Here is a 26,109-nt window from a genome sequence, read left to right as displayed (position 1 = left end):
CTATAGGCCATGCGGCAATGACCCAGCAGGCCACTTTTGATGAAAGCGCTTTGGCGAGCATTTCCCGGCGGATTGACCGGCCGATTGTGCTCGTGGGGCTGATGGGTGTTGGCAAGTCGACTGTCGGGCGCCGCCTTGCCGCTATGCTCGATCGCTCCTTTATCGACGCCGATGACGCAATTCAGGACGCGGCGCAGCGTACGATTGCCGAGATATTCGAAGAGCATGGGGAAGCGTATTTCCGTGACGGAGAGCGACGCGTGATCGCCCGCTTGATGGAGGAGGAACACGGCGTCATCGCGACAGGAGGCGGCGCATTTGTCGATCCGGAGACGCGGGCGCTCATTCTGGAAAAGGCTATCGCCGTGTGGATCGATTGCGACATCGAAACACTGGTTGAACGCACATCACGGCGCGATACTCGCCCGCTGTTGAAAAGCGGCGATCCGAAGGAAATTCTCACCCGTCTCGCCAATGAACGCAAAGAGCATTACGCGCAGGCGCATGTCAGAGTGGTCAGTGTGGATTCGCCGCATTCGGACACCGCCAAATCCATTCTGGAAGCGATTGAAAGTCACCTGTCTTGAGCACGAAAATCAACGTCGCCCTCGGTGGCCGAAGCTATGACGTTCTGGTCGGCAGCGGCCTTATCGAACGCGCAGGCGAACTTGCCGGTGACTTCCTGCGCAAATCGGTGGTTCCGGTTGTAGCCGACGCCAACGCTTGGGCCTTGCAGGGGGATCGTTTGGTCAAGGGCTTGGCCGCGATTGGCAAGACTGTCTCGCTTTATGAGGTTGCGCCGGGGGAAGATCTCGAAGAGCTGGCAAAGCCTTGAGAAGCTGACCGACTGGATGCTCGAGCACGGTGTTGAACGCGGCGACAAGGTAATCGCGCTGGGCGGCGGTGTCGTCGGCGACCTAACTGGATTCGCCTGCTCCATCCTGAAACGTGGATGCGGCTTCATCCAGATCCCGACCACCTTGCTGGCGCAGGTCGACAGCTCGGTCGGTGGCAAAACGGCGATCAACACGCGCGCTGGCAAGAATTTGATCGGGGCATTTCACCAACCCTCGCTGGTGCTCGCTGATACGCAGGCGCTGGACACCTTGCCCGATCGCGAAATGCGCGCTGGCTATGCCGAAGTGCTCAAATACGGATTGCTGGGCGATGCGGGTTTCTTTGAATGGCTTGAGGCCAACGGAGAGAAAGTGCTCGCCCGCAAACCGGAGGCGCTTACGCACGCTATTGCGACCAGCATCGCCGCAAAGGCCCGCATCGTTGCTGACGATGAGCGCGAGACGAGCGGCGTGCGCGCCTTGCTCAATCTCGGGCATACTTTCGGTCATGCATTGGAGGCGGAGACGGGATTCTCGGATCGGCTTCTTCATGGTGAAGCCGTAGCGCTCGGCATGGTGCTGGCAGCACGATATTCGGTGCGGCGGGGTGAGATGACGGGGCAAGACGCTGGCCGCGCCGCTCAAGCAATTGCCGCGTCAGGCTTGCCACCAGAGATCAAAGACCTCGGTATGAACTGCGACGGTGCCAAGCTGGTCGATCACATGCGCCACGACAAGAAAATGGAAGGCGGCACCCTGCCCTTCCTGCTGCTCAAGGGAATTGGCGAGGCCTATCTAGCGCGCGACGTTGCGCTCGATGATGTGGCCGCATTTCTGGATGGTGAGCTTGCATGACCCGCTTCATCGACCTCTCGATCCCGATCACCAATGATGTGATTTCCGATCCCGAGGTGATGCGGCCCAAAGTCACGTACATGACCCATCAGGACACGTGGGAACAGATCGCGATGTTCTTCCCGGGTCTGGAGAAAACCGACCTGCCCGATGGCGAAGGTTGGGCGGTCGAAATGCTAGAGCTCTCGACCCACAACGGCACGCACATGGACGCGCCGTGGCACTACCATTCGACCATTGATGCAGGCGCGGCCCCAGCCCCCAGTATCGACGAGGCGCCGCTTGATCGTTTCTTCCGCCCCGGAGTGAAGCTCGATTTCTCGCACATGCCGCATGGCCATGTGGTCAGCGCCGCAGAGGTCGAGGACGCGTTCGCAAAGATCGACTACGAGTTGCAACCGCTCGACATCGTTCTGGTGCAATCAGGTGCGGTTTACGGCACCGACAACTTCACCGATCAGGGCGTCGGTCTTGGCGCAGAGGCAACCTTATGGCTGACCGAGCGTGGCGTCGAAGTGGTTGGCACCGACGCTTGGAGTTGGGACGCACCGTTCAGTCACACTGCGCGCCGATGGGCCGAAAACCGCGACCCGTCGATTATCTGGGAAGGCCACAAGGCGGGCCGCATTCGCCCCTATTACCAGATCGAGAAGCTGACGAACTTGGAAAGCCTGCCCACTCACGGCTTCACCTTCAGCTGCTTTCCGGTGAAGATCGAGCGGGCGAGCGCTGGCTGGATCAGAGCGGTGGCGATGGTGGGGGAAGAGCAATGAGTTCGAACGGTCAGGTCATCATTCTCAATGGTGTGAGCAGTTCGGGTAAGACCACTCTCGCCAAGGCCATCCAGAAATACAGTGACGACATCTGGTTGCATATGGCGATGGACAATTTCGTCGCCATGCTGCCCGAGGGCAGCGAGTTTGATCGCGAGTGGTTTCCTGTGACCGAAATAGAGCGCGAGGGCGAAAGCCTGCCGCAGATCAGCAACGGTCCTGCAGGCGAAAACTTGCTGAGCCAGATGCGCGGCCTTGTGAGACACTTGGCTGACGCCGGATTCAATGTGGTCGTTGATGAAGTGGCGCAAAACGACGAAATCGAAGACTATCGCCAGCGGCTTGGCGGTGCATGCCTTGTTGTTAAAGTCGATGCACCATTACCGGAGTTGGAGCGCCGCGAACGTGAGCGGGGCGACCGGATCATCGGTCTGGCTCGAGAACAGAGCCCGCGACTGCACCAAGGAATTGGATATGATCTAGAGGTGGACACACACACCGACACGCCCGATGCGCTGGCGCGGCAGGTGCTGGCAGCTGTTACGACCTGACTATTCCAGCTCCAAAATCACCGCATCGACCGCAAGGCTCTCGCCTTCTGCCGCGTTGATTTTGGCGATTGTCGCTTCTTTCTCGGCGCGCAGGATGTTTTCCATCTTCATCGCCTCGACTGTGGCGAGCGGCTGACCGGGCTGAACTTCTTCACCTTCGGCCACGTGCAGCTTAACCAGCATGCCGGGCATCGGGCAGATCAGCATCTTGGAAAGGTCCGGCGGCTCTTTCTCGATCATGTGGCCTGCATGCGAAGCCACGTTGGCAGGGAGCACGAGAGCCTCGTGCGAGGCTCCGCGCGTGGTCATACGCCAACGCACACCGACGCGCTCGATCTGCACCGCCATTTCATTATCGCCGGTGACATGGGCAACCGGCATGCCGACTTCCCAATCCCATGTGCCGCGCAATTTATGCCCGTCCACGGTCGCGCCGCCCTCTTCAAGCATCACGTCCAGTTGCGTGCTGTTGATGTTGACCACCCAGTGCGATGGCGGGTTGTCAGCGCCATTCAACTGACCGGATATCTTGCGTGCCCGCACTTGCTCGGTGAATTCGGCGCCAGCGAACAGGGCGGCGAGTTGGCGCAGCCATGCTTCATCTGCTGGTGCCCCCTCAAAACCATCGGGATATTCCTCTGCGATGAAGCCAGTGGTCAGCTCGCCCGACCGGAAGCGTTCGTGCTGCATGATGGCGCTGAGGAAATCGACATTGTGACCGAGCCCTTTGATGCGGAAACGGTCGAGCGCTTCGATCTGAAGGTCGGCGGCCTCATCGCGAGTAGGTGCCCATGTGACCAGCTTGGCGATCATCGGGTCGTAGAACATCGACACTTCGCCGCCTTCGAAGACCCCGTCATCAACGCGGATACCGTCCACGCCGCGCCGTCCATTGGCGCTGCCGTCACTGGTCCAGCCTTCAAGCGGCGGTTCGTATTCGACCAATCGCCCAGTCGACGGCAGGAAACCGCGATAGGGGTCTTCGGCATAGACACGGTTCTCGATCGACCATCCGTCAATGCCGATATCGTTCTGCGTCATTTCCAGCTTTTCGCCAGCAGCCACGCGGATCATTTGCTCGACCAAATCGACGCCTGTGATCGCTTCGGTCACCGGGTGTTCCACCTGCAGACGCGTGTTCATTTCGAGGAAGTAGAAGCTCTCACCGGTCGGGTCCGCGCCGCTGACGATCAATTCAACCGTGCCGGCCGAATGGTAATCAACTGCGCGCGCCAGAGCGACGCATTGCTCGCCCATCGCCTTGCGCATCTTCTCGGTAACGAACGGCGACGGGGCTTCCTCGACGACCTTCTGGTGACGCCGCTGGATCGAGCATTCGCGCTCGTTCAGATAGAGGATATTGCCGTGCTTATCGCCGAGAATCTGTATCTCGATGTGGCGTGGGTTCTCGATGAATTTCTCAATGAAAACACGATCATCACCAAACGAGTTCAGACCTTCGCGCTTGGTTGCTTCAAACCCTTCGCGCACGTCCTTCTCGCTATACGCTAGGCGCATGCCCTTGCCCCCGCCACCGGCAGAAGCCTTCATCATCACCGGATAGGTGATGTCGTTGGCAATTTCGACGGCGTGTTCGGTATCGCGAATTTCTCCGACGAAACCGGGGACGACATTGACGCCCGCTTCCTTCGCCAGTTTCTTGGACTCGATCTTATCGCCCATCGCGGCAATGGCACCCGGAGGCGGGCCGATAAAGGCGATGTTTTCAGCTTCCAGAGCCTCAACAAAAGACGCGCGCTCCGAAAGGAAACCGTAGCCAGGATGCACTGCCTCAGCACCGGTCTCCTTACATGCGGCAATGATCTTTTCAGGGATGAGGTAGCTTTCCGCCGCGGGAGACGGGCCAATATGCACCGATTCATCCGCCATGCGCACAAACGGCGCGTTCTTGTCGGCATCGGAATACACCGCGACCGTAGCAATGCCCATCTTCTTCGCAGTCGTAATCACGCGGCAGGCAATCTCACCGCGATTGGCAATCAGGATTTTGGAAAACATTACTGGGCGTCGCTCTCTCTTGCGTTCGCGGGATCACTAGCAGGAAGATACTCGCCTTCCCACAGCAAGATCTCGATAGCGCCCGTCAACCTTCTTGCGAGAAATCCAGAAGGTGCCTTTGGCATCGGCCTCGGGCTTGAAATAGTAGATGCATGTGAGTTCCTGCAGTCGCGGTTCGTGAAAGGTGTCCCAGCCGGTGCCGCGCAGCGTATTCAGGCGGCCATGATAGGACGCATCGCGCACCCATTCCTCGCCATCATCATCCGTGAAACGCTCTCCAGCGACCTCAAACAAGCGATAGGTACCCTTGACCTTGCGCACATCGCTCCGTTCTTTGATCTCGTCGGGAGACCACCCTTTCTTCCACGTGAAGCTGCAGGCGCACGCCGGTGTCGAAACCAACGCGAGGATCGCTGCAGCCGCATTCAGAAGCTTGAATTTCATAGCATCATTATGCCCCGCAAGCCTGTGTGCCGCAACTTAACCCGCAGCATAGGCCAGAAGACTCGAAGCGTAGGCGGGCGCTCCGCGCCGGTCCCCTTCTCCATCAACCAATGAGCCTACTGCTTTGGCCAACATCGCGGTGTTGTCGTTTGAGAGCGCGCCCAGAGGTTCGACATAAATGCCGATGGTGAAGAGGATCGCACCCGTTTCCGGTAAGCGGCGCAACGTTTGGCGTTCAGAGCGGACAAACAGCGTCTCGCCCGAATTGTCCGGTGTGACATGGGCGAACTGATCTGCAGGTGCACCTTCAGCGAGCCACCGGCGCTCCCCAGTCGCGGCAATAAACCAGTTGCATCGGCCATAGATCGCACCCGCTTTCAGCGTGTCCATAAAGCGATCAACGCCGGTAGCTAGTTGTTCTTCATAGCCCGCAATCGGCGCATGGAGCGCCCGCAAAGGCAGACCGATCTTGTCCTTGGGATGCCAATCGGAAGGCCAAGCGACCGCTGCTCCGATCAGGCGGTATTGGTCATCATTCTCGCCCTTGGTGAGAAGGCACATGTCTTCATGCGCATGCAGCGCGGCCTCGGGCAGACCGCCTTCAACTTGTAGCATCGCAGCCAGTTCGCGTCCGGGCGCTTCGACATCCGGCGTCAGTTGAAGACCATCGGGCCACTCGGCAAAGCCCGCCTTACGTACGGCCAGATCAGGATCTGGTTGAAGCCATTGCTCTTCGCTTAGCCGCACCAGCCCCATGCGCAGCTGCCCTCCTCCGCGAGCCTTGGGGAGCAGATCGTTGACGGAAAAGCCTAGGCTCAATCGCGGCGATCTTCTTTGGCCACGTAGCGGCGGATAACAAGCTCTTGCTTCTCGCGGTCAAGGTTGGCGTAGAAGCGCCCGTTGATGCGCTCTTCTTCGGGTTTGAAGTTTGGCACACCGCACGCGAGGACAATCGATTCCGGATTGTTCTTCATGTACTCCTCGAACCAGCTGTAATAATCGACATCGAACGGGCGACGCTCGACCTCCAGATGCAGCGGGTTCTTGATGATCCGATTGACCTTGAACCGGCAGGTTTCTTCTTCAGGCTTGCACTTCGCGGTCGCGTCAAAAATGATGTCGCTCACATCGCGGTACCATTGCTCCGACGGATTGCCGCACGCAGATGCGATGGTTGGCAAGCTCAAGGCGGCTGCCGCCGCTGCCATTGCCGGGATCGTAAGAACGCGCTTCATAACCTGCCTCCTCGATTTTTCTTAAATCTATCAGAGATTTCCCTAATGAGCAAAGTGAAGGCCGAGCATGAAGCACGCTCGATAATCAGGCGTGCTTCAGTTTAATCCGCCAGCGCCTGCGCCAAGTCCGCCTTGATATCCTCAATATGCTCAATGCCGACCGACACGCGCACAACGTCGGGTCCCGCCCCAGCAGCAACCAGATCATCGCCTTCCAACTGGCTGTGCGTGGTCGATGCGGGGTGGATGATCAGCGACCGTGTGTCACCGATATTGGCAAGGTGACTGAACAGCTTGACGCTCGAAACCAGTTCCTTTCCGGCTTCAAAGCCTCCCTTCAATCCGAATGTGAAGACCGCCCCGCCCTTGCCGCCGAGATACTTGCCGGCCAGCGCATTGTAAGGATCATCGGGTAAGCCAGCATAGCTGACCCAAGCCACTTGAGGTTGCTCCTTAAGCCACTCGGCCAGCGCCAGTGCATTGGCGCAATGCCGTTCCATGCGCAGATGAAGTGTTTCCATTCCCGTGAGCGCCAAAAATGCATTCATCGGAGCCATCGCCGGGCCAAGATCGCGCAGGCCGAGCACGCGGCATGCAATGATAAAGGCAATCGGGCCAATCGGCTCCAAAGCATCTGTCAGCACTGCACCATGATAGGAACCATTGGGCTGTGTCAGTGAGGGGAATTTGTCGCCTTGCGCCTTCCAGTCAAACTTGCCGCTGTCCACGATCATCCCGCCAACCGAGTTGCCATGGCCATTCAAAAACTTGGTCATAGAATGGACGACAATGTCAGCACCGAAATCGAACGGGCGACACAAAGCAGGCGTAGCCATCGTGTTGTCGACCACCAGCGGCACTCCGCCTGCATGGGCGACATCGGCAATTGCGGTAATATCGCTCACCACACCGCCCGGATTAGCGAGGCTTTCAATAAAGACCGCGCGGGTCTTGTCGTCCATCGCCGCGCGGACATTTTCGGGATCATCGGCATCGACAAAGCGCGTTTCCCAGCCGAACTTCTTGAACGCCTCACCCATCTGGTTGAGCGATCCGCCGTAAAGCTTCTTTGCCGCGACGATGTTGCAACCCGGCTCCATCAGCGTGTGAAACACCAGCAACTGCGCCGCATGTCCGGAAGCAACACCAAGCGCCCCAACACCGCCCTCTAGCGCTGCGACCTTCTTTTCCAGCGCATCGTTGGTGGGGTTCATGATGCGGGTGTAAATGTTGCCGAATTCGGCAAGGCTGAAGAGGTTCGCGGCATGCTCGGGGCTGTCGAAGACGTATGATGACGTCTGATAGATCGGCGTGATACGCGCATTCGTGGCCGGATCAGGCTGAGTGCCTGCGTGCACGCTCATGGTTTCAGGCCGGGTGCCTTCGGGTAGGTCAGTCATGATGTTTTCCTTGCCAAGTACACGCCGCCAGCCATCAAGATGATGCCCACAATGCGCCGTGGTGTGATTTCGCTTTTGAGGGCGCCCCATAGACCGAAATGGTCAATTGCAGCCGCTGCGACCAGCTGGCCTAGCAGCACGAAGAAGACTGCATTGCCTATCCCCATCTTCGGCCCCGCCCATGTGATCGAGAGGATGTAGAACAGGACAAAGAAGCCACCGAGATAGAGGTAGGGCCGGTCGAATGTGAAAGAGCCCGCCGAGGGTGTTGGCCCGAATGCGATCAGGATTGCGCCCGCCAGAACTCCGCCCACGCCGAAGAGTAAAAGCGAAGCGGCCACAGGACTACCGAGTTGGACGCCAAGCCCGCCGTTGAACGTAGCCATGATCGGGATGCCGACGCCGGTAAGAAACATAAGAAGCGCAAGAGCGGCAAAGGATTCGGAGGAGAGGTTCATTCGCGCCCCTCAACAAAGGTGATGTAAGGTCCAAACGACTGCCCCAGAAAATCAATGCGACTTTTGGTCAACACTGTCAGACACTGCTTGAACGATACGGAATGCTCGTAATCCTCGTCTAGCGAGACGTTTAAAGTCGCGCACTCCGCCTTGCGATAAACCAACCATTGCTGATGCGCCATGTCGAGACCATCGCGGACAACCACCCTAGGGTCCTTTTCAACCTTTGCAGGGCCGCCGTCTACTCTGTCGAGAGAGAAATGGTCTGCAACCTCGGTGATCTTTTTGAGCAAGTGTTTGAGCTCCAAGTCAGCGTTGTTCAGCGCAATGTCTGCACACGCGGCATTTTCAGCCCCGTTGGCGGGTCGCTCGCAATCCATTACTCGCAAGGGAGCAGGCGATATCTGGACCAACGAAGCGAGGATCAAACTCACTCCGCAGCTTCCTCCAAAACACTGTGCAGCGGTGGCATGTTGTGGCCCAGCAGCGTGAGAATATCCGCCGCGCATTCAACCACGTTGCTGCCAGGGCCGTAGATACCCTGCACTCCTGCCTCGCGCAGGAAGTCGTAATCCTGCGGTGGGATCACGCCGCCTGCAGTGACTTTGATATCCGCGCGGCCAGCTTCCTTCAGCAAACGGATCAATTCGGGGATCAACGTCTTGTGCCCTGCCGCGAGGCTCGAAGCGCCGACTACGTCGACATCAGCCTCAAGCGCCATTTTGCAGGCCTCTTCGGGCGTCTGGAACAGCGGGCCGGAGATGACCTCGAAGCCCATATCGCTGAACGCACTGGCGATCACATTCGCACCGCGATCGTGGCCGTCCTGGCCCATCTTGGCGACCATGATCCGCGGCTTGCGGCCCAGACGTCGCTCGACAGCGTCCACACCATCGGTGACCTGCGCCCAGCGTTGATCGAACTCGTAGGCTGTCTTGTAAACGCCGCTAACCGGCCTGGGCGTGGCATCGTGACGGCCGAAGACTGCCTCCATCGCCGCCGAAATCTCACCCAGCGTGGCATCGTGCCGCGCGGCCTTGACTGCAAGTTCGAGTACATTGCCGCCGCTTGTGCAGCCGTCGGTCAGGGCCTTCAGCGCTGCCTGGCACGCAGCCTCAACGCGATTGCTGCGCACCTCAGCAAGCCGGGCGATCTGGCCTTTGCGCACCGCCGCGTTATCGACTTCGAGCGTTTCGATCTGCTGCTCTTCGGCGAGCTTGTATTTGTTGACGCCGACAATCACGGTCTCGCCCTTGTCAATGCCGGTCTGCTTCTCAGCCGCCGCACGCTCAATTGCCGCCTTCGGCGCGCCGGTGTCGACATAAGCGGTCATTCCGCCCGCCGCGTCGACTTCCGCGATCAGCTTCTCGGCCTCTTCGACTAGCGTCGCCGTCAGCGCTTCGATGTAGTGCGAGCCGCCGAGCGGATCGACGACGTTGGTGATCCCGCTCTCCTCTTGCAGCACCAACTGCGTGTTGCGCGCAATGCGGGCGGAGAAGTCGGTCGGAAGCGCAATCGCTTCGTCGAGCGCGTTGGTGTGCAGGCTCTGCGTGCCTCCAAGCGTTGCCGCGAGCGCTTCAACCGTGGTGCGGATGACGTTGTTGTACGGGTCCTGCTCTTGCAGCGAGACACCACTGGTCTGGCAGTGGGTCCGCAGCATCTTGGAGCGGTCTTTCTGCGCACCAAGTCCGTCCATCACGCGATACCAGAGCGTGCGCGCCGCGCGCAGTTTGGCGATCTCCATGAAGAAGTTCATGCCGATACCGAAGAAGAAGGAAAGCCGCCCGGCGAAAGCGTCGATATCGAGCCCCGCTTCCATCGCGCGCACGACATATTCCTTGCCGTCTGCAATAGTGAAAGCGAGTTCCTGCACCGCTGTGGCACCGGCTTCGTGCATGTGATAGCCGCTGATCGAAATAGAGTTGAATTTCGGCATGTTGGCCGAGGTGTATGCGATGATGTCTGAGACAATCCGCATCGATGGATCGGGCGGATAGATGTAGGTGTTGCGGACCATGAACTCCTTCAGAATGTCGTTCTGAATGGTTCCGGCCAACTTGTCCTGCGACACGCCGGAGCGCTCGGCAGCGACGATGTAGAACGCCATGACCGGGATCACCGCGCCATTCATCGTCATGCTGACAGACATGGTGTCGAGCGGAATCTGGTCGAACAGCACCTGCATGTCCGCGACGGTATCAATCGCGACACCAGCCTTGCCCACATCGCCGAGCACGCGCGGGTGATCGCTGTCATATCCGCGGTGGGTGGCGAGGTCGAAGGCGACGCTAAGGCCCTTTTGCCCCGCAGCGAGATTGCGGCGATAGAACGCGTTCGACTCCTCGGCGGTGGAGAAGCCCGCATATTGCCGGATGGTCCAAGGGCGGCCCGCATACATGCTCGCCTTCACACCGCGCGTGAACGGCGCAAAACCCGGAATTCCCGGGTTCCACTCGGTATGGTCCGCCTCAGTGTAGAGCGGCTTGATATCGAAGCCCTCAGGCGTCGACCATGTGAGGTCGCGACCCTTGGATTCCTTGTCGGCGAGGGATTTCCAGTCTTCGGGGGTAGGCTTGTCAGTCATGGGGAGCCTCTAATCACACAATTGCGTGGCGGCAAAGAGGCATCGACTTACGCCCCTTTGAACTCCGCCTTGCGCTTTTCGAGAAACGCCTTGCCGCCCTCGGCTGCGTCCTCGGTGGCGCCTGCGACGCGTTGCCCTTCTGCCTCGGCGAGGAACACCTCTGGCAGTGTACCATCCAGCGCGGTGGCGATGTTGCGCTTCATGGTGGCGTAGGAGACGGTGGGGCCATTGGCGAGCTTGGCCGCGAGAGCCTTTGCCTCGTCCATCAGCAATTCGTCATCGACGCATTTGTAAATCAGGCCCCAATCCTCGGCCTGTTCCGCGCCGATCTTCTCACCCAGCATCATCATGCGGGTGGCGCGTGCACGGCCGATCGCGCGGGCAAGTAGCCATGTTGAACCGCCATCGGGCACAAGGCCGATATTGACGAAGGCTTGCAGGAAGTAAGCGCTGCGCCCGGCGATGGTGAAATCCGCCGCCAGTGCAAGAGAGCAGCCCACGCCCGCCGCAGGGCCATTGACGGCGCAAATCACTGGAATGTCCGCGCGGATCAGCTGGCTGATGGCAGGGTTGTAATGCTGGCCTAGCGCTTGGTGACTTCCGCCTTTGCTGCCCAGCGCATCGCCATCGCCGCGTGCCGCAAGGTCTGCGCCCGAGCAAAAGCCTTTACCCTCGCCCGTGATCAGAACCGCGCGCGCATCACCCAGATCATAAAAAACCTGCCCGATCTCGTCCGCCATCTGCGGAGGCATGGCGTTGAGGCGATCCGGGCGGTTCAGCGTGATGGTGGTGAGCGGACCGTCGCGCTCGACTTTGATGGTTTCGTAGGACACGTGGCTCTCTCCCCAGGTGCATTTCAACGCACGTATGTGCGTTTCTTTTCGCAACCGTCTTTGGCGCGGATGCGAGCGCGGTGCAAGAGTGTGCGGACGCGCTAATGTGCCTCTTTGGGCGTTTCCATGATCTCGGTCAGCATCCCCTGCATATCCTTTGGATGGATGAAGAAGATCGGCGTGCCATGCGCGCCAATGCGCGTGGGGCCAAGGATGCGCTTGCCCATCGCCTCAAATTCAGCGCGGGCGGCGTCGATATCGGGCACTTCGAAACAGACATGATGCTGCCCGCCCGCCGGGTTCTTGGCGAGGAAGCCGTTGATCGGCGAAGCCTCGTCAAAAGGCTCGATCAGCTCGATCTGGGTGCCGTTCATCCCGCTGTCGGTGGGAGTGTCGACAAAGCACACCTTCACGCCTTGCTCTGGCAGGTCGAACGGCTCGTGAATATGCGTCGCTCCCATCGTGTCGCGATAATGCGCGATAGAGTCTGCGATCGAGGGCGTTGCGACGCCGATATGGTTGAGACGGCCTAGTTTCATCTACTTTCCAAACACTAGCTGAGTGAGAGGACCAGATTGTGCTTCAAAGTCTTTAGTCCCCATATCCTTGCGCATGGCCAAAATAACAGCGACAAATTCGGATTGCCCGTGATCTTCGTTTTCCAAGCTTTTTGACATAAATGTCATCATTTCATCGACAACTTCTTTCGAGCCGTGGATCACAATCTTGTAAATCGCATCACGAAGATCAGCATCGGTTTCAGGTGTCCTGCCAAAATCGGTTCGTCGCGAAACCGCGCCGATAAGGTGCAGGTAAGCTTCCTGCTTAAATGCTATCCTCTCTTTCGATTTGGCGAATAAATGAGCCACCCAAGGGGAGAGTGTCGCGCCAAGCGCAACGCCAATCAAAGGAAGAAATGCATCAACAATCATAGCGGAATATTATCATGCTTCTTCCAAGGGTTTTCCAACTGCTTCGTGCGCAGCTTGCGTAGCCCCATGGCGATCCGCCGCCGGGTGGAGTGCGGGTGGATGACCTCGTCGATATAGCCGCGCTGGGCGGCCACAAACGGGTTCGCGAAGCGGTCTTCGTATTCCTTGGTTTTCTCAGCAATCTTCTCGGCGTCGCCACGGTCTTGGCGGAAGATAATTTCCACCGCGCCCTTTGCTCCCATCACGGCGATTTCAGCCGTCGGCCACGCGTAGTTCAAATCACCGCGCAAGTGCTTACTCGCCATCACGTCATACGCTCCGCCATAGGCCTTTCGAGTGATGACGGTGATCTTGGGCACGGTCGCCTCGGCATAGGCGAACAGCAGCTTCGCGCCGTGCTTGATAATCCCGCCCAGTTCCTGCGCGGTGCCGGGCAGGAAGCCGGGAACATCCACGAAGGTCACGATCGGAATTTCGAACGCATCGCAGAAGCGGACAAATCGCGCGGCCTTCTTTGACGAGTTGATATCGAGCACGCCTGCCAGCACCATTGGCTGGTTCGCGACCACGCCCACGGTGCGCCCTTCGACCCGGCCAAAGCCGCAGATGATGTTCGCCGCATGACCCGGCTGGATTTCGAAAAAGGTGCCCTCGTCAACCGTCTTCGCGATCACCTCATGCATGTCATAGGGATGGTTGGGATTGTCGGGGATCAGCGTGTCGAGGCTCGGCTCCTCACGGTCCCATGGATCATTGGTGGGAAGCTCGGGCACTTCCTCGCGGTTGGACAACGGCAGGTAGTTGAAGAAATCGCGCGTCGCGAGCAGCGTCTCGATGTCATTCTCGAATGCGCAATCGGCAACGCTGGTTTTGGTCGAGTGGGTGATCGCCCCGCCCAGCTCTTCCTGAGTCACTTCCTCGTTGGTGACCGTCTTCACCACGTCAGGGCCGGTGACGAACATGTAAGAGCTGTCCTTCACCATGAAGATGAAGTCGGTCATGGCGGGCGAGTAAACCGCGCCGCCCGCGCACGGGCCCATGATCAGGCTGATCTGCGGCACGACGCCTGATGCGAGCACGTTCTTCTGGAAGACTTCGGCATAACCACCGAGCGACGCCACGCCTTCCTGAATGCGCGCACCGCCGGAATCGTTGAGGCCGATCACCGGAGCGCCGACCTTCATTGCGGTTTCCATCACCTTGCAGATTTTCTCAGCATGACGTTTCGACAGAGACCCGCCAAACACAGTGAAGTCTTGGCTGAACACATAGACCAAGCGGCCATTAATCGTACCGCTGCCGGTCACCACACCGTCGCCCGGAATACGCTGCTCCGCCATGCCGAACTCGACGCAATCGTGTTCGACATAGGTGTCGATCTCTTCGAAGCTGCCTTCGTCGAGAAGCACGTCGAGCCGTTCGCGCGCGGTCAGCTTGCCCTTGGCGTGCTGCGCGTCGATCCGCTTTTGACCTCCACCCATTCGGGCGGCTTCGCGGCGGCGTTCCATTTCAGCGATATTGGCGGACATGTGCTCTCCCAGGGGTCAATGTGATCAATCGCCTAGCGAGGGGACCCAGTGACCGTCAATCACTGTGACGCGCGATCAAGCGTCTTCCTCGCCCTCGCCCGCGCGATATTCGAGGATATCGCCGGGCTGGCAGTCCAGTTCCCGGCAGATCGCCTCGAGCGTCTTGTAGCGCACGCCCTGCACCTTGCCGGTCTTCAACAAGGAAAGGTTGGTGTTGGATATGCCAATGCGCTCGGAAAGCTCTTTCAAGCTAACCTTGCGCTTGGCCATCATGACATCAAGGTTGGTAATGATCGGCATCAAACCACGCTTTCGCTGTCTTCGCGGTAGGCTGCGCCTGCGCGGAATGCTTCCGAGAAGAGAATGGCGACACCACCAAAGACCAGGGTGAAAATCGGCACGTCGTAGTGCAACCACAGATTGGTCATGCCCTTCACATCCCATGAGATTGACGGGTGCAAAACAGTGCCGGCTTCGGTCTGAACGTTCGAGATGATCGCTGACTGAAGTAGGATGGCGTGAAGAACAGACAGACCGAACACTGCGAACAACAGAAGCCCCATCTTGCGCAGCGCAGCCGCGTTTTCGGCGTTCAACACTTCGCCTTCGGCAAAGCTGAAGAGAACCGACCTCAGAGCCATCAAGACGGCGACGAAGATTGCGATAACGGCGAGAGAGAAGAACAGGTCGACTCCGTGCCAGAATGGCTGGCCTGAGAGCGCCAGAACACCGTCGACAAAGGTGGCCGAAGCCACCTCACTGACCGGAACACTTAAGTCGAGCGCTCCAGCTTGAAGGGGCCAATGCAGGGTTCCGAATTCTCCATTTAACATGGCGGCCACTGCACGGCCGATTTGGAGAAACGCACCTAAGAACAGGATGGCGATAAACACCTCGACAATGCGGCGAATGAACTTTGCAGACATATTGAACTCCCGAATTTCGTTACGAGAGCCGTAATACAGCAATATTTGCGATTCGCAATGTATAATTTATGTTTTACGTAAATTTTATGTCGTTTAATGTTATGACATCCTGAGCAAGACCCAGCGTGCGAGAGCCGGTGACAGGCCATAGATACGGCGCAGAAGATTAGATTGGCCGATCATGATTTCGGCACGCTCTTTCTCCATGCCATCAAGTATGGTTGCGACGCATTTCTCGACGGTCATCTTCTTCTGGTCGTATGCCGCGGTCATCTGTGTTTCGACCATGGGCGGCAGCGCCTCGACCACGCGCACCGATGTTTCCTTTAGCTGGGCGCGCAACGAGAAACTGAAGCTGCGCAGCCCTGCTTTCGTGGCCGAATAAATCGCCCCATGAGCGCTCGGCGCAATGGCGAGACCAGATGTGACATTGACCACCATCGCCTGTGGGCGCGCCTTGAGCAGATGGAGCAAACCTGACGTCAGCCGGATGGGCGCCGAGAGATTAGTGTAGATGCAGCGGTCGCCATCGTCGGGATCGGGTGAACCATCCCGAAAATCCTGCTCCGCCCCCTGCCCTGCATTGTTGATCAGAATGTCGAGCGGTCGATCACCCCAGGCCGCAATCAAAGCATCGACGCCCGACGCATTATCAAGACTGGCGTTTATCACCTCGAAGCCCTCAGCTTCCATTTCCGCCAACCGCTCGGGATTGCGCCCGGTGAGGATGACGCTCGCACCCTTTGCTTTGAGCTGCTGTGCGAGCCCACGCCCGATGCCGCCACTGCCTCCGGTAAGGAGGACTGTCTTCCCGCCAACATCCATCAGACTTTCACCACGCCGTGTTCGATCAGGCTTTTGGCGCAGTCGACAACGCTTTCTTCCGCGGGCCGTGTCTCCCAGCCCAGACGCTCTTTGGCGTGGCTGACATCGCAATGACGGCTCTTACCCAGCTCGCTCTTGATTGAGCGAATGCCCGCGTTGAACAGGCTGAGCACGTGGACAAGGAAGTTTGGCATCACCTTCGTCGGCACCTTCTTGGAATGCTCTGGCGGCAGCCCATCCTTGAGCATCTTTGCCACTTCAATGAACTTGTAGAACTTGCCTGCAGCGATGAAGCGCTCTCCGGCCAGCCCCGGCTCTTCCAGACATTTGACGTGCAGAGCTGCGGTGTCTCGGGTGTCAACAATCGCAAAACCCAGATCGGGGGCCATAGGCACTTCGCCAGCCAGCAATTGCCGCACCGCTTGAACTGAAGGCGAGAAATCGGGATCGTCGACCGGGCCAAGAACCATCGACGGGTTGACCGAGACAAACTCCATTTCGCCACCGTGTTCTGCCACCCAGTCGCGCGCGGCGCGCTCGGCGATGGTCTTGGATTTGACGTAGGGGTAGATGTCCGGGTGGGTGATGTCGGTCCAGTCCGCCTCGCTAACTGTGTATTCCTTTTCGCTCCGGCCATAGGCCACCGCCGCGACGGAACTGGTCTGAACGAAACGGCTGACGCCTGCCTCCTTGGCAAAGCGCAGGGCGCGCAAAGTGCCTTCGCGCGCTGGGACGATCATCTCGTTCTCGTCTTTGGGGGTGGAGGCCGCAATGGGTGAAGCGACGTGCGCTACATGAGAGCATCCCGCGACCGCCTTGGCCCAGCCGTCATCCGACATGAGCTCCGCTTCAAAGACTTTGACCCTGTCTTCTGAAGGATTGCCCAGCCGCTCGCGCAGCTTGGCCTCGCTCTTCGCCTTGTTGCGCACTGTGGTGTGCACCGTCCAATCGCGCGCCAGCAATTGCCGGATCAATTCGCCTGCAATGTATCCGGTGCCGCCGGTGACGAGTACGGTTTTGGCCATACGCTCTCTCCCTCTTTGGGAAAAGAGGTAACTGAGCGAGTTGCAGGCCGCAACTTACTTCAACAGCACAAGCTCCTCTGCCATGGTCGGGTGAATAGCAGTGGTCGCGTCGAAATCGGCCTTGGTCAGGCCCGCTTTCACAGCGACGGCGGCCATCTGCATGATCTCGGGCGCTTCGGGTGCGATCATGTGAATGCCGACGACTTTGTCGCTCGCCGCGTCGACAATCATCTTGTAGAGCCCGCGCTCGTTCCGGCCCGCGACCACGTGTTTCATCGGGCGGAAATCGGACTGGTAGACTTTGATGGATCCCAGCTTGTTGCGCGCCTCGCCCTCGGTCATGCCGACCGAAGCAATCGGCGGGTGGCTAAACACCGCGCTGGGGATGCAACCGTAATCGACGGTTTTAGGGTCATTACCGAACACCGTATCGGCGAAAGCCTGGCCTTCACGGATCGCAACCGGCGTCAGTTGCACACGGTCAGTCACATCACCCACGGCGTAAATGTAGTCGACATTGGTCTGGCTATTGTCGTCGACCTTGATCTGGCCGCGCTCACCGGTTTCGACTCCAACTGTTTCAAGGCCCAGCCCCTCGATATTCGGCATGCGGCCTGTGGCGAACATCACCAGATCGACATCAATGTCGTCCGATCCCTCCAACTCGACATGAAGCGACCCATCATCGTTCTTTGTGATCGCCTTGAAAGTGGTGTTGAAGTGAAACTGGATGCCTTTCATCAGGCTGATCTGAAGCAATCGGTCCCGCAGGCTTTCATCATAGCCACGCAGCAACTGGTCACCGCGATTGACGAGGCAGACCTTCGCGCCGAACTGGTGAAAGATGCCTGCAAACTCGTTCGCGATATAGCCGCCGCCAGCAATCAGGACCCGCTTGGGAATGGCATCGAGATGAAACGCCTCATTCGATGTGATTGCATGCTCAGCTCCTGGGAAATCGAGAGTGTGCGGGCGTGCTCCCGTAGCGACCAGAATGTACTTCGCGGTGACAACCTTGCCGCTCGCGAGAGTGATCTCGTGATCGCCGGTAATCTCGGCGCGCTCGCGGAAAACCTTGACATTGTGGTTGCCCAGCGTCTCACCATAGAGACCCTCGAGCCGATCGATATCGCTTTGCACATGATCGCGCAGCCTCACCCAGTCGAAGCTCTTGCCTTCCACGCTCCAGCCAAATTGCTGCGCGTCCTCAAGATCCTCGGCAAAGTGCGCGCCGTAGACGAGCATTTTTTTGGGGACGCAGCCGCGAATGACGCAAGTTCCGCCAACGCGGTACTCCTCGGCCACGGCCACGCGCGCGCCATGCGCGGCGGCAACGCGACTAGCGCGGACCCCGCCGGAGCCAGCACCAATGGTGAAAAGGTCATAATCGTATTCAGCGGCCATATCGCGCTCCCAATCTGTGCGCGCGATATGGCTTGCCTTTCCCTGCTTGCCAACCGCGCCCGATCACTCGAAGTGCTATTCGGCAACAAAGGCGAACTTGTTACCCGCGATTGTTGCGCGGTCGCGATGGCCGCTTTCCACGATTTCCACCAGGGCGACCGCCACCAGGATTGCCACCGGGGCGACCGCCGGGCTTGCCGCCCGGTTTGCCCTTACGCGCCTGATGCTTCGGTTTTGGTTTACGCTTTTGCTCACCGCCCTGAGCGCTTTGGCCACCTGTGGGCTTCGGCCTAATTTTCTTCTTCGAAACACTCGTCGCACCGCGCGGTGCACGCTTGGTCGGGCCAACACCTTCAACCACGGCGCGGAAATTTTCCGGCAAAGCCAATCGCTCCAATTCAGCGTCGGTCGTGCGCTGAATGTCCTTCAGGTAATCACGCTCATCCTCGGCACAGAAGGCGATCGCGATGCCATCACGTCCCGCACGAGCCGTTCTGCCGATACGGTGGACATATTGGTCAGGCACGTTGGGCAGTTCGTAATTGATGACATGGCTGACACCCGGAATGTCGATCCCGCGCGCGGCAACATCGGTGGCGATCAGGATCGGGTTTTTGCCCGAGCGGAACTCATCCAGCGCGCGCTGGCGCTGACCTTGCGTCTTGTTGCCGTGGATCGCATTGGACTCGATGCCTTTTTGACGCAGCTTCTTCACCACCCGATCGGCGCCGTGCTTGGTGCGTGTGAAGATCAGAACCTGATCAAAGTCGCCGGGAACCTTGTGCCGGCCCGAAAGGATCATTTCGAGCAGCGCCTGCTTCTCACCCTGCTGCACCATGAAGAGGTACTGGTCGATACGCTCTGCAGTCGTCGCAGCGGGCGTCACACTCACCTGCACCGGATTGCGGCAATAGCCATTGACCAGCTCTTTGATCGCCTTGGGCATCGTTGCGCTGAAGAACAGCGTCTGACGCTCTTTGGGCACCAGCTGATTGATGCGGCGCAGAGCGTGGATGAAGCCGAGGTCGAGCATCTGGTCCGCCTCGTCGAGCACCAGCACTTCAACGCCCGAAAGGTTGAACGCCTTCTGGTCGATCAGGTCAAGCAATCGACCCGGAGTAGCGATCAGGATGTCAGTGCCACGGTGTAGCTTGTTGCGGTCTTTGTTGACCGAAGTGCCACCAACAATTGATTGCACTTTCAGTCCAGCGAGCGCGCCGTAGTCCTTGGCGCTAGCGGCAATCTGCATTGCCAGCTCTCGCGTGGGAGCCAGCACCAGCATACGACAGGATTTGAACGGAATGCGGTTGTCCGCCTCACGCAGCCGGTCAATGCTCGGCAGCATGAATGCTGCGGTCTTACCTGTGCCCGTCTGTGCAATACCCAGTAGGTCGCGCCCTTCGAGTACGGGTGGGATCGCCTGCTCCTGAATGGGTGTAGGAGTGTCATAGCCCTTGAGATCAAGCGCTTGAAGAACGGGCTGCGACAGCCCGAGGTCAGAGAATTGTGTCATTATAGCTCGCAATAATTGCGATGCGCGCAAGCACCATGGCTGCGCGTTCGCGGGTTTAAAAAACCGCCCGCGTGAATAGGGAAGTTGTGGGGTATCAGAGGAAACGCGCGCCGGGGCGGATTGGTTACAAGAGCCGCCGCTTCACGCAGGCTGGCGCGTCTCAGTTGACGCGCAAATGGGGATGCGCGGTGCGAAAGTCAATCTTTGTTAGAGTTACCTACTGGCGCGTCGCTCAGCGTTTCGCGCGCAGATCCATGTAAGAGATGCGGTTCGTGAACGAACCTTCCACCGGCTTGCCACTGGCGTCATGCGCGGGCTCAAACGTGTGGTTGGCCGAAAGCAGCTTGCACAGCTGAGCCGAAACATAGCGACGGCGGAACTTCTCGGTCAGTTCACAATCCGTGACGTTACCCTCGGCATCCACCTTCAACTCATACGCGATGTGTGAACGCCAAATGCGCAGGCGGCTCGATTTCTGCAGGAGCTCAAGTTCACCATCAAAGCTAACCAGCTTGACCGGTGTGACCGCTTCTTCGGCTGCGACAGCATTCGCCATCTCTTCCGCAGACGTTGGCGTTGGATCATCGTTTGCCTTGGCCGGTGAAGCCAGAACGAGCGATACCATTGCTGCGGAAAGCGAAGCGGTGCGAAGCATGAAAAAATCCCTGTTTCGGTTGTTTTAAGGGTGCACTAACTGTGAGAGGCAACCTTTCGTTAGAATACGAAAAATGACCGAATGCGCAAATTTATCCCGCACAATACGCTGCAACGCAACATGAGAGTCACTTAGCGAACTTGCTCGTAACAATGTTGCTTTCGCCCGCAAATAGAGTCTGCGACGGCGTAATGTCGGAACAGCCTGTGGAAGAATCACCGGCCGTGCGAGGGAGCCTCGCGGATTGCGTTGCAGCTTGGCAACACGCGGTTCAGCGCATCGCAGCTGCGGCCATCAAAGCTTCTGTAGACGGGTCAAACTGACCCTCACCTGAATCAATCGATTTGGCCATCGCTTTGCCGAGCTCAACGCCGAACTGATCGAACGGATTGATCTGCATGAGCGCTGCGTTGGCGAAGGTCCGATGCTCGTGGAACGCGATCAGCGCACCCAAAGTTGCCGCATCAAGATCGTCGACCAAGATCATCGCAGACGGTCGGTCTCCGGCATAGGCTCGCGCCGGATCGTCATGCGTTTTGCCCGCCATCAATGCGGCGCCCTGTGCGAAGCAGTTCATCAACAATTGGCGATGATGCGAGATGTCGAGCTCATCCCCCGGCGCGATGCTGGCGATGAAATCGACCGGAATTAGATGTGTGCCCTGATGCAGCAGCTGGAACACAGCATGTTGCGCATCAGTGCCCACCCCGCCCCATGTCACCGCAGCTGTCGGCGCACTCACGGGCTCACCATCGGCGGTGACGCTCTTGCCATTCGATTCCATCTCAAGCTGTTGCAGGTAATCCGGCAGCAGGCCCAACCGCTCGTCATAGGCGAACACCGCACGGGTCTGACAGCCGCGGATCCGCGCATAATACTGGTCGGCAAAGGCCGCGAGCAAAGGCCCATTGGCGCGGCCAGAGGTTTCGCGGAAATGATCGTCCATCGCTTTTGCTCCCGCGAGCATGGCGGTGAATTCTTCCATGCCCACAGCAAGCGCGACGGGAAATCCGATGCTCGACCACAGCGAGTACCGCCCGCCCACGCTTTCGGGGAATGGCAGAATGCGGGTTTCGTCCACGCCCCAGTCGACCGCGCCCTCTGGATTAGCGGTGAGTGCAACCACGCGCCCGGTCGGATCGGCCACGCCATTGTCGCGCAGCCATTTGAGCGCGCTGGTGGCGTTGGTCATGGTCTCAATGGTCGTGAACGTCTTGGACGCCACGGCGATCAAAGTCGTCTGTGGGTCACAAGCAGCGAAAGCTTGTTCGAGCGCCAAGCCGTCAATGTTCGAGACGACATGCACATCGACCAGCTCAAGGTCGCGGGTCAGCGCATCTACTGCGAGGTCCGGCCCGAGGGCAGAGCCACCAATGCCGATATGAATGAGGTGCTTAACCTCACCCAAAGCGCCCTGATGGATCGCCTCTACCAGCATGCCCATACGCGCAAGCAACGCCTCGGCCTCCTCGACATCGGCTTCGGTCCCGCTGCCGCGCATCGCGCCGTGGGTCGCCGCTCGGCCTTCGGTAGGGTTGACGATCCCGCCATTGAACAAGGCCTCACGCGCCGCATCAAAATCGACCGCCTTGGTCAAATCCTCGAAAGCATCAAGCGCTGCATCATCCAGATGCGTCTTCGACCAATCGAGCAGCATCCCGACCGAATCCATCTCGCCCAGATTGAATTCCAGCCGCTGTGAAAGCTTCGTGACGCGGTCCCCGTCTTGCTCAAACAGGTCCAGCAAAGCCGTCTCAGGCAAGTCATGCAAACGCTGCCATGCGGCGGAAATCGGATCGGTCATTCAGTAATCCCCTTTGCTTGCGTCACAATGCGCGCCTAAGGACGGTTGCAATGGATGTTAACACCCAAATTGACCCCTTAAAGACATCATCCCCCGATGATCTGCCCGAGCATACGAATTCCGGCGACAATGATGGCAAGAAGAAAGACGAAAGCTGGCTTGGCTTCGGCGTCTTCCTTCTGAAGCTAGTCGTGGCGGTGATGCTGTTCCGCATCCTCGTGTTTTCGCCATTTTCCATTCCATCGGAAAGCATGCTTCCCCGTTTTTGGACGGGGGACTACATCCTCGCGTCCAAGTGGTCCTATGGCTTTTCGAAACATTCCCTGCCCGTCGACACACCGCTTGCCGAAGGCCGTATCCTTGCCAGCACGCCGGAGCGCGGTGATCTGGTGATCTTCAAGCACCCGGTCGATCAAAAGGACTATATCAAGCGGGTGATCGGCCTGCCGGGCGATCGCATCGCAGTGATGAATGGTCAGGTTGTGCTCAATGGCAAACCGATCGAGCGCGAGGCATTGCCCGATTTCAATCTGCCGGTCTCTGCCAATACGCCCTGCCCTTTCAGCATCGAAAAAACACTCGACAGCGGTTCCAAGGCTTGCGGTTACACCCGATATCGCGAAACCTTGCCCAGTGGCCGCAGCTTCGAAGTGCTCGATATCGGGTTCTTTGAAGGCGACAAATTCGATGAAGTCACCGTGCCTGAAGGCCGGATGTTCGTGATGGGTGACAACCGCGACAATTCGCAAGACAGCCGCTTTCCTGCACAGTCGGGTGGCGCGGTCGGAATGGTCCCGCTCGACAATCTGGTGGGTGAGGCGACGATAATCATGTGGTCCACCGATGGCAGCGCCGAATGGTACAAGCCATGGACCTGGTTCACCGCCGCGCGCGGGGACCGTATCGGAGAGATCATGTGAGCGAGCTATCCTCCGAAACGCTCCAATGGCTGGATGACACCGGATTTCGCGTCAGCGACCCCACACCATGGCTTGAGGCGCTGACACACGGCAGCTTCAACAACACATCGACGGACAAGAACCCGAAGGACTATCAGCGTCTGGAGTTTCTGGGAGACCGTGTCCTGGGCTTGTCGGTGGCCAGTTGGCTCTACAGCGCGGGAGACGCGCCAGAGGGCCGTTTGTCACAGCGCCTCAATGCTCTTGTCAGCGGTGCGACCTGCGCGCGCATCGCCCGCTCCATCAGCCTGCCCGACCATATTCGTTTGGGCAAGCAAGCCCGTGAAGATGGCGGCGCGGACAGCGACAACATTCTTGGTGATGTGATGGAAGCGCTGATCGGCGCGAGCTTCATCGAGAACGGATACGAGATCGACGCGTGACGTGGTATACAGCCTATGGGCGGCGCAACTGGACGGGGATGCAGGCAAGGCCAAACATCCCAAGAGCGCGTTGCAAGAATGGGCCGCGGGCAATCGCCGCGCTATGCCGCAATATGACGTAACCGACCGCAGCGGCCCAGACCACGCGGCCAAATTCACTGTGCGCGTTTCGATCCACAATGTCGGTGAGGCACACGCCACCGCAAACAGCAAAGGCGAAGCAGAAAAGCTTGCCGCCAAAGCATTTCTGGAGGAATACGGTTGATGAGCGAAAACGCTCAAACACATTGCGGCATGGTTGCCGTGATCGGTGCACCCAACGCGGGCAAATCGACATTGGTGAACCAGTTGGTCGGCCAGAAGGTTGCGATCACCAGCGCCAAGGCCCAAACCACCCGCGCTCGAATGCTGGGCATTGCGCTGCATGGTCCGGTCCAGATGATCCTGGTCGATACGCCGGGCATCTTCGCGCCCAAGCGGCGGCTCGACCGCGCGATGGTCAGCGCGGCGTGGGAGGGTGCAGAAAGTGCCGATGCGATCCTGTTGATCGTCGACCCGATCAAACAGCGGCGGCATGAATTGGAGCCACTGCTTGAAGCGCTGGCCAACCGCCCAGAGAAGAAGATTCTCGTCCTCAACAAGGTCGATCGCGCGAAGAAAGAACCGCTGCTTGCGTTGGCTCAGGACCTCTCCGCCAAGATCGACTTCGCTGAAATCTACTTCGTCTCCGCGCTGACGGGTGACGGAGTGCCGGAGATGAAGCAGGCGCTGGCTGACATGATGCCCAAAGGCGTGTGGATGTATCCCGAAGATCAGGTCTCGGACGCATCCGAGCGGTTGCTGGCGGCGGAGATCACGCGGGAGCAGCTTTACCAACAGCTCCACGAAGAACTGCCCTATGACAGCGCGGTGCGCCCCGAACAATACAAAATGCGTCCAGACGGCAGCCTCGAAATCCACCAGCAGATCGTGGTCGCCCGCGAAAGCCAGCGCCCGATCGTGCTCGGCAAAGGCGGCAGCCGGATCAAGGCAATCGGCGAAGCTGCTCGCAAGGAGCTGTCAGAGGTTCTGGGCGTGAAAGTGCACTTGTTTCTGCACGTCAAACACTCCGAAGGCTGGAGCGATGACAAGGAAGTGTTTGAGGAAATGGGGCTCGATTGGGTGCGGTGATACACCCTTACTTTTGACCCAATTTCTCCAGCTTTGCCCGCAGCGCGCTCTCGTCAAACGGCTTCACGATGTAATCGTCCGCGCCCGCTTGCACCCCTGCCTGAATTTCGGCGATCTGGCCTTTAGAGGTGCAGAAGACCACCGTCGGCGGCTTTGATGTCGGGATGGTGCGCAGGTTTTTGACGAACTCGAGCCCATCCATTTCCGGCATGTCCCAATCGGTCAGCACCAGCTCGGGCATCGCCTTTTTGCAGCGGGCCAACGCTTCAAGGCCGTCTTGGGCTTCGATCACATCGTAACCGAGGCTGCGGGCGATCTTGCTCGAAACCTTGCGGATCACGCGGCTGTCATCGACCACCAGACAGGTTTGAGCCACAACCTGCGCGACCTCTTCCTGCTTGCCGTCGCGCATGACTTTGGCCGCCTGAACGATGGCGTCGGTGGCGCTGGTATCTCCGCGCGGCCTTTCTGCCGCAGGCGCGGGCTGGTCTTCCAATGCCCGTTTGACGTCTTTTGGTGGTTCAATCGGCTCCGCATTCTCGTCAACGCGCGGCTGTTGCGGTGCATTGGCGAGTTTTTCGACAATGTTATCGCCGTCGAGACCTTGAGCCCGCTTATGCGCGCCGGTTGTGCGTTTGATCAGGTGTTGAATGGTTCGAACTCCCCTGACTGGTCCGCGAAGGGGTTTTCGACGCCATAGCTGCCAACATCGGCCGCATCGAACTGCTGCTCGGCCGGTTCGGTCGGTGTCATGCAGACATGCATGTAAGGCATCCAAATGTCGCCATATTCGGCCTTCTGATACCAAACATCGATCACGTCATAGCTCGCCCACAAACCATCCGGCTCACGAAGGCGCAGCCCTTCACCAATGCGCGGGACAGCCGCGAAGCGGATGCGCTCCTGCGTCTGGTGGGTCTCGTTTTGGACTTCGATTTCAATCACGGTGCGTAAGGTCCCCGGTCTATGGGGAGAACCTTACGCGGCAATGATAAA

Annotated in this window: 27 protein-coding genes and 2 pseudogenes; 7 read left to right on the top strand and 22 right to left on the bottom strand. The window is 58.7% G+C overall.

Going from position 1 to position 26,109, the window contains the following annotated elements:
* Nucleotides 1-17: 17 nt before the first annotated feature.
* From AC0V6K_RS12865 to AC0V6K_RS12850, 4 genes and pseudogenes are all read left to right on the top strand, one after another.
* The gene (locus AC0V6K_RS12865; RefSeq protein WP_472622851.1) at nucleotides 18-587 is read left to right on the top strand and encodes a shikimate kinase; all 570 of its coding nucleotides are present in this window, start codon (nucleotides 18-20) and stop codon (nucleotides 585-587) included.
* Nucleotides 584-1,691 (top strand): annotated as a pseudogene (gene aroB, locus AC0V6K_RS12860) (3-dehydroquinate synthase). Before AC0V6K_RS12865 ends, aroB begins: the two are co-directional and overlap by 4 nt.
* Nucleotides 1,688-2,464, top strand: a complete 777-nt coding sequence (locus AC0V6K_RS12855) for a cyclase family protein (RefSeq protein WP_472622849.1) — start codon at nucleotides 1,688-1,690, stop codon at nucleotides 2,462-2,464. The pseudogene aroB and the gene AC0V6K_RS12855 overlap by 4 nt, the downstream one beginning before the upstream one ends.
* On the top strand, nucleotides 2,461-3,015 hold the full coding sequence (locus tag AC0V6K_RS12850; RefSeq protein WP_472622847.1) for a phosphotransferase-like protein: 555 nt from the start codon (nucleotides 2,461-2,463) through the stop codon (nucleotides 3,013-3,015). Before AC0V6K_RS12855 ends, AC0V6K_RS12850 begins: the two co-directional genes overlap by 4 nt.
* On the opposite strand, the gene AC0V6K_RS12845 is transcribed toward AC0V6K_RS12850, so the two are convergent.
* The 20 genes from AC0V6K_RS12845 to pgi form a co-directional block, all read right to left on the bottom strand.
* Nucleotides 3,016-5,034: an ATP-binding protein gene (locus AC0V6K_RS12845; protein WP_472622845.1), complete on the bottom strand. Its 2,019-nt coding sequence runs from the start codon at nucleotides 5,032-5,034 to the stop codon at nucleotides 3,016-3,018.
* A 36-nt stretch (nucleotides 5,035-5,070) separates the two neighbouring features.
* Nucleotides 5,071-5,478 carry a hypothetical protein gene (locus AC0V6K_RS12840; RefSeq protein ID WP_472622843.1) on the bottom strand — a complete coding sequence of 136 codons (408 nt, stop codon included), beginning with the start codon at nucleotides 5,476-5,478 and terminating at the stop codon, nucleotides 5,071-5,073.
* A 36-nt stretch (nucleotides 5,479-5,514) separates the two neighbouring features.
* Nucleotides 5,515-6,297, bottom strand: coding sequence for a heme-dependent oxidative N-demethylase family protein (locus AC0V6K_RS12835; RefSeq protein WP_472622841.1), 783 nt, complete (start codon nucleotides 6,295-6,297; stop codon nucleotides 5,515-5,517).
* A complete protein-coding gene (locus AC0V6K_RS12830) occupies nucleotides 6,294-6,713 on the bottom strand; it encodes a hypothetical protein (protein ID WP_472622839.1) in 420 nt (139 codons plus the stop codon). Before AC0V6K_RS12830 ends, AC0V6K_RS12835 begins: the two co-directional genes overlap by 4 nt.
* A gap of 101 nt (nucleotides 6,714-6,814) precedes the next feature.
* Complete coding sequence (locus AC0V6K_RS12825) at nucleotides 6,815-8,113, bottom strand: O-acetylhomoserine aminocarboxypropyltransferase (protein ID WP_472622837.1); 1,299 nt, start codon at nucleotides 8,111-8,113, stop codon at nucleotides 6,815-6,817.
* The gene (locus AC0V6K_RS12820; protein WP_472622835.1) at nucleotides 8,110-8,571 is read right to left on the bottom strand and encodes a DMT family transporter; all 462 of its coding nucleotides are present in this window, start codon (nucleotides 8,569-8,571) and stop codon (nucleotides 8,110-8,112) included. The genes AC0V6K_RS12825 and AC0V6K_RS12820 overlap by 4 nt, the downstream gene beginning before the upstream one ends.
* On the bottom strand, nucleotides 8,568-9,005 hold the full coding sequence (locus AC0V6K_RS12815) for a lysozyme inhibitor LprI family protein (protein WP_472622833.1): 438 nt from the start codon (nucleotides 9,003-9,005) through the stop codon (nucleotides 8,568-8,570). Before AC0V6K_RS12815 ends, AC0V6K_RS12820 begins: the two co-directional genes overlap by 4 nt.
* Nucleotides 9,002-11,155, bottom strand: a complete 2,154-nt coding sequence (scpA, locus tag AC0V6K_RS12810) for a methylmalonyl-CoA mutase (protein ID WP_472622831.1) — start codon at nucleotides 11,153-11,155, stop codon at nucleotides 9,002-9,004. The genes AC0V6K_RS12815 and scpA overlap by 4 nt, the downstream gene beginning before the upstream one ends.
* 47 nt (nucleotides 11,156-11,202) lie before the next feature.
* On the bottom strand, nucleotides 11,203-11,988 hold the full coding sequence (locus AC0V6K_RS12805; protein ID WP_472622829.1) for an enoyl-CoA hydratase-related protein: 786 nt from the start codon (nucleotides 11,986-11,988) through the stop codon (nucleotides 11,203-11,205).
* A gap of 101 nt (nucleotides 11,989-12,089) precedes the next feature.
* Nucleotides 12,090-12,527 carry a methylmalonyl-CoA epimerase gene (gene mce, locus AC0V6K_RS12800; protein ID WP_472622827.1) on the bottom strand — a complete coding sequence of 146 codons (438 nt, stop codon included), beginning with the start codon at nucleotides 12,525-12,527 and terminating at the stop codon, nucleotides 12,090-12,092.
* Entirely contained in the window at nucleotides 12,528-12,920 is a 393-nt protein-coding gene (locus AC0V6K_RS12795) for a hypothetical protein (protein ID WP_472622825.1), read from the bottom strand. It abuts the gene before it with no gap.
* The gene (locus AC0V6K_RS12790) at nucleotides 12,917-14,449 is read right to left on the bottom strand and encodes an acyl-CoA carboxylase subunit beta (protein WP_472622823.1); all 1,533 of its coding nucleotides are present in this window, start codon (nucleotides 14,447-14,449) and stop codon (nucleotides 12,917-12,919) included. Before AC0V6K_RS12790 ends, AC0V6K_RS12795 begins: the two co-directional genes overlap by 4 nt.
* 75 nt (nucleotides 14,450-14,524) lie before the next feature.
* Nucleotides 14,525-14,749, bottom strand: coding sequence for a helix-turn-helix domain-containing protein (locus tag AC0V6K_RS12785; protein ID WP_472622821.1), 225 nt, complete (start codon nucleotides 14,747-14,749; stop codon nucleotides 14,525-14,527).
* Nucleotides 14,749-15,375 carry a hypothetical protein gene (locus AC0V6K_RS12780; protein ID WP_472622819.1) on the bottom strand — a complete coding sequence of 209 codons (627 nt, stop codon included), beginning with the start codon at nucleotides 15,373-15,375 and terminating at the stop codon, nucleotides 14,749-14,751. Before AC0V6K_RS12780 ends, AC0V6K_RS12785 begins: the two co-directional genes overlap by 1 nt.
* Before the next feature lie 99 nt (nucleotides 15,376-15,474).
* A complete protein-coding gene (locus tag AC0V6K_RS12775) occupies nucleotides 15,475-16,200 on the bottom strand; it encodes an SDR family NAD(P)-dependent oxidoreductase (RefSeq protein ID WP_472622817.1) in 726 nt (241 codons plus the stop codon).
* Nucleotides 16,200-17,225 carry an NAD-dependent epimerase/dehydratase family protein gene (locus AC0V6K_RS12770; RefSeq protein WP_472622815.1) on the bottom strand — a complete coding sequence of 342 codons (1,026 nt, stop codon included), beginning with the start codon at nucleotides 17,223-17,225 and terminating at the stop codon, nucleotides 16,200-16,202. Before AC0V6K_RS12770 ends, AC0V6K_RS12775 begins: the two co-directional genes overlap by 1 nt.
* Nucleotides 17,226-17,279: 54 nt before the next feature.
* On the bottom strand, nucleotides 17,280-18,629 hold the full coding sequence (gene gor / locus AC0V6K_RS12765) for a glutathione-disulfide reductase (RefSeq protein ID WP_472622813.1): 1,350 nt from the start codon (nucleotides 18,627-18,629) through the stop codon (nucleotides 17,280-17,282).
* A 100-nt stretch (nucleotides 18,630-18,729) separates the two neighbouring features.
* On the bottom strand, nucleotides 18,730-20,142 hold the full coding sequence (locus tag AC0V6K_RS12760; RefSeq protein ID WP_472622811.1) for a DEAD/DEAH box helicase: 1,413 nt from the start codon (nucleotides 20,140-20,142) through the stop codon (nucleotides 18,730-18,732).
* A gap of 232 nt (nucleotides 20,143-20,374) precedes the next feature.
* Nucleotides 20,375-20,797 carry a hypothetical protein gene (locus AC0V6K_RS12755; protein ID WP_472622809.1) on the bottom strand — a complete coding sequence of 141 codons (423 nt, stop codon included), beginning with the start codon at nucleotides 20,795-20,797 and terminating at the stop codon, nucleotides 20,375-20,377.
* Between the two features lie 271 nt (nucleotides 20,798-21,068).
* A complete protein-coding gene (pgi, locus tag AC0V6K_RS12750) occupies nucleotides 21,069-22,601 on the bottom strand; it encodes a glucose-6-phosphate isomerase (protein WP_472622807.1) in 1,533 nt (510 codons plus the stop codon).
* Nucleotides 22,602-22,651: 50 nt separating this feature from the next.
* Here pgi and lepB point away from each other — a divergent pair, with 50 nt between their 5' ends.
* The 3 genes and pseudogenes from lepB (at nucleotide 22,652) to era (ending at nucleotide 25,113) form a co-directional block, all read left to right on the top strand.
* The gene (gene lepB / locus AC0V6K_RS12745; protein ID WP_472622805.1) at nucleotides 22,652-23,521 is read left to right on the top strand and encodes a signal peptidase I; all 870 of its coding nucleotides are present in this window, start codon (nucleotides 22,652-22,654) and stop codon (nucleotides 23,519-23,521) included.
* Nucleotides 23,518-24,208 (top strand): annotated as a pseudogene (gene rnc, locus AC0V6K_RS12740) (ribonuclease III). Before lepB ends, rnc begins: the two are co-directional and overlap by 4 nt.
* The gene (gene era, locus AC0V6K_RS12735; protein WP_472622803.1) at nucleotides 24,208-25,113 is read left to right on the top strand and encodes a GTPase Era; all 906 of its coding nucleotides are present in this window, start codon (nucleotides 24,208-24,210) and stop codon (nucleotides 25,111-25,113) included. Before rnc ends, era begins: the two are co-directional and overlap by 1 nt.
* Before the next feature lie 7 nt (nucleotides 25,114-25,120).
* Here era and AC0V6K_RS12730 read toward each other — a convergent pair whose 3' ends face one another.
* Entirely contained in the window at nucleotides 25,121-25,609 is a 489-nt protein-coding gene (locus AC0V6K_RS12730) for a response regulator (RefSeq protein WP_472622801.1), read from the bottom strand.
* A 143-nt stretch (nucleotides 25,610-25,752) separates the two neighbouring features.
* Entirely contained in the window at nucleotides 25,753-26,058 is a 306-nt protein-coding gene (locus tag AC0V6K_RS12725; protein ID WP_472622799.1) for a hypothetical protein, read from the bottom strand.
* Nucleotides 26,059-26,109: the final 51 nt, after the last annotated feature.

The sequence above is a fragment of the Erythrobacter sp. S43 genome (genome assembly GCF_057364955.1).
This window is presented reverse-complemented; position numbering and strand designations above follow the sequence as displayed.

What these genes read in the sequence shown, in the direction of transcription:
- AC0V6K_RS12865 (WP_472622851.1), top strand. Translation starts at nt 18, where the DNA reads ATGACCCAGCAGGCCACTTTTGATGAAAGCGCTTTGGCGAGCATTTCC.
- AC0V6K_RS12855 (WP_472622849.1), top strand. Translation starts at nt 1,688, where the DNA reads ATGACCCGCTTCATCGACCTCTCGATCCCGATCACCAATGATGTGATT.
- AC0V6K_RS12850 (WP_472622847.1), top strand. Translation starts at nt 2,461, where the DNA reads ATGAGTTCGAACGGTCAGGTCATCATTCTCAATGGTGTGAGCAGTTCG.
- AC0V6K_RS12845 (WP_472622845.1), bottom strand. Translation starts at nt 5,034, where the DNA reads ATGTTTTCCAAAATCCTGATTGCCAATCGCGGTGAGATTGCCTGCCGC.
- AC0V6K_RS12840 (WP_472622843.1), bottom strand. Translation starts at nt 5,478, where the DNA reads ATGAAATTCAAGCTTCTGAATGCGGCTGCAGCGATCCTCGCGTTGGTT.
- AC0V6K_RS12830 (WP_472622839.1), bottom strand. Translation starts at nt 6,713, where the DNA reads ATGAAGCGCGTTCTTACGATCCCGGCAATGGCAGCGGCGGCAGCCGCC.
- AC0V6K_RS12825 (WP_472622837.1), bottom strand. Translation starts at nt 8,113, where the DNA reads ATGACTGACCTACCCGAAGGCACCCGGCCTGAAACCATGAGCGTGCAC.
- AC0V6K_RS12820 (WP_472622835.1), bottom strand. Translation starts at nt 8,571, where the DNA reads ATGAACCTCTCCTCCGAATCCTTTGCCGCTCTTGCGCTTCTTATGTTT.
- scpA (WP_472622831.1), bottom strand. Translation starts at nt 11,155, where the DNA reads ATGACTGACAAGCCTACCCCCGAAGACTGGAAATCCCTCGCCGACAAG.
- mce (WP_472622827.1), bottom strand. Translation starts at nt 12,527, where the DNA reads ATGAAACTAGGCCGTCTCAACCATATCGGCGTCGCAACGCCCTCGATC.
- AC0V6K_RS12795 (WP_472622825.1), bottom strand. Translation starts at nt 12,920, where the DNA reads ATGATTGTTGATGCATTTCTTCCTTTGATTGGCGTTGCGCTTGGCGCG.
- AC0V6K_RS12790 (WP_472622823.1), bottom strand. Translation starts at nt 14,449, where the DNA reads ATGTCCGCCAATATCGCTGAAATGGAACGCCGCCGCGAAGCCGCCCGA.
- AC0V6K_RS12785 (WP_472622821.1), bottom strand. Translation starts at nt 14,749, where the DNA reads ATGCCGATCATTACCAACCTTGATGTCATGATGGCCAAGCGCAAGGTT.
- AC0V6K_RS12780 (WP_472622819.1), bottom strand. Translation starts at nt 15,375, where the DNA reads ATGTCTGCAAAGTTCATTCGCCGCATTGTCGAGGTGTTTATCGCCATC.
- AC0V6K_RS12775 (WP_472622817.1), bottom strand. Translation starts at nt 16,200, where the DNA reads ATGGATGTTGGCGGGAAGACAGTCCTCCTTACCGGAGGCAGTGGCGGC.
- AC0V6K_RS12770 (WP_472622815.1), bottom strand. Translation starts at nt 17,225, where the DNA reads ATGGCCAAAACCGTACTCGTCACCGGCGGCACCGGATACATTGCAGGC.
- gor (WP_472622813.1), bottom strand. Translation starts at nt 18,629, where the DNA reads ATGGCCGCTGAATACGATTATGACCTTTTCACCATTGGTGCTGGCTCC.
- AC0V6K_RS12760 (WP_472622811.1), bottom strand. Translation starts at nt 20,142, where the DNA reads ATGACACAATTCTCTGACCTCGGGCTGTCGCAGCCCGTTCTTCAAGCG.
- AC0V6K_RS12755 (WP_472622809.1), bottom strand. Translation starts at nt 20,797, where the DNA reads ATGCTTCGCACCGCTTCGCTTTCCGCAGCAATGGTATCGCTCGTTCTG.
- pgi (WP_472622807.1), bottom strand. Translation starts at nt 22,601, where the DNA reads ATGACCGATCCGATTTCCGCCGCATGGCAGCGTTTGCATGACTTGCCT.
- lepB (WP_472622805.1), top strand. Translation starts at nt 22,652, where the DNA reads ATGGATGTTAACACCCAAATTGACCCCTTAAAGACATCATCCCCCGAT.
- era (WP_472622803.1), top strand. Translation starts at nt 24,208, where the DNA reads ATGAGCGAAAACGCTCAAACACATTGCGGCATGGTTGCCGTGATCGGT.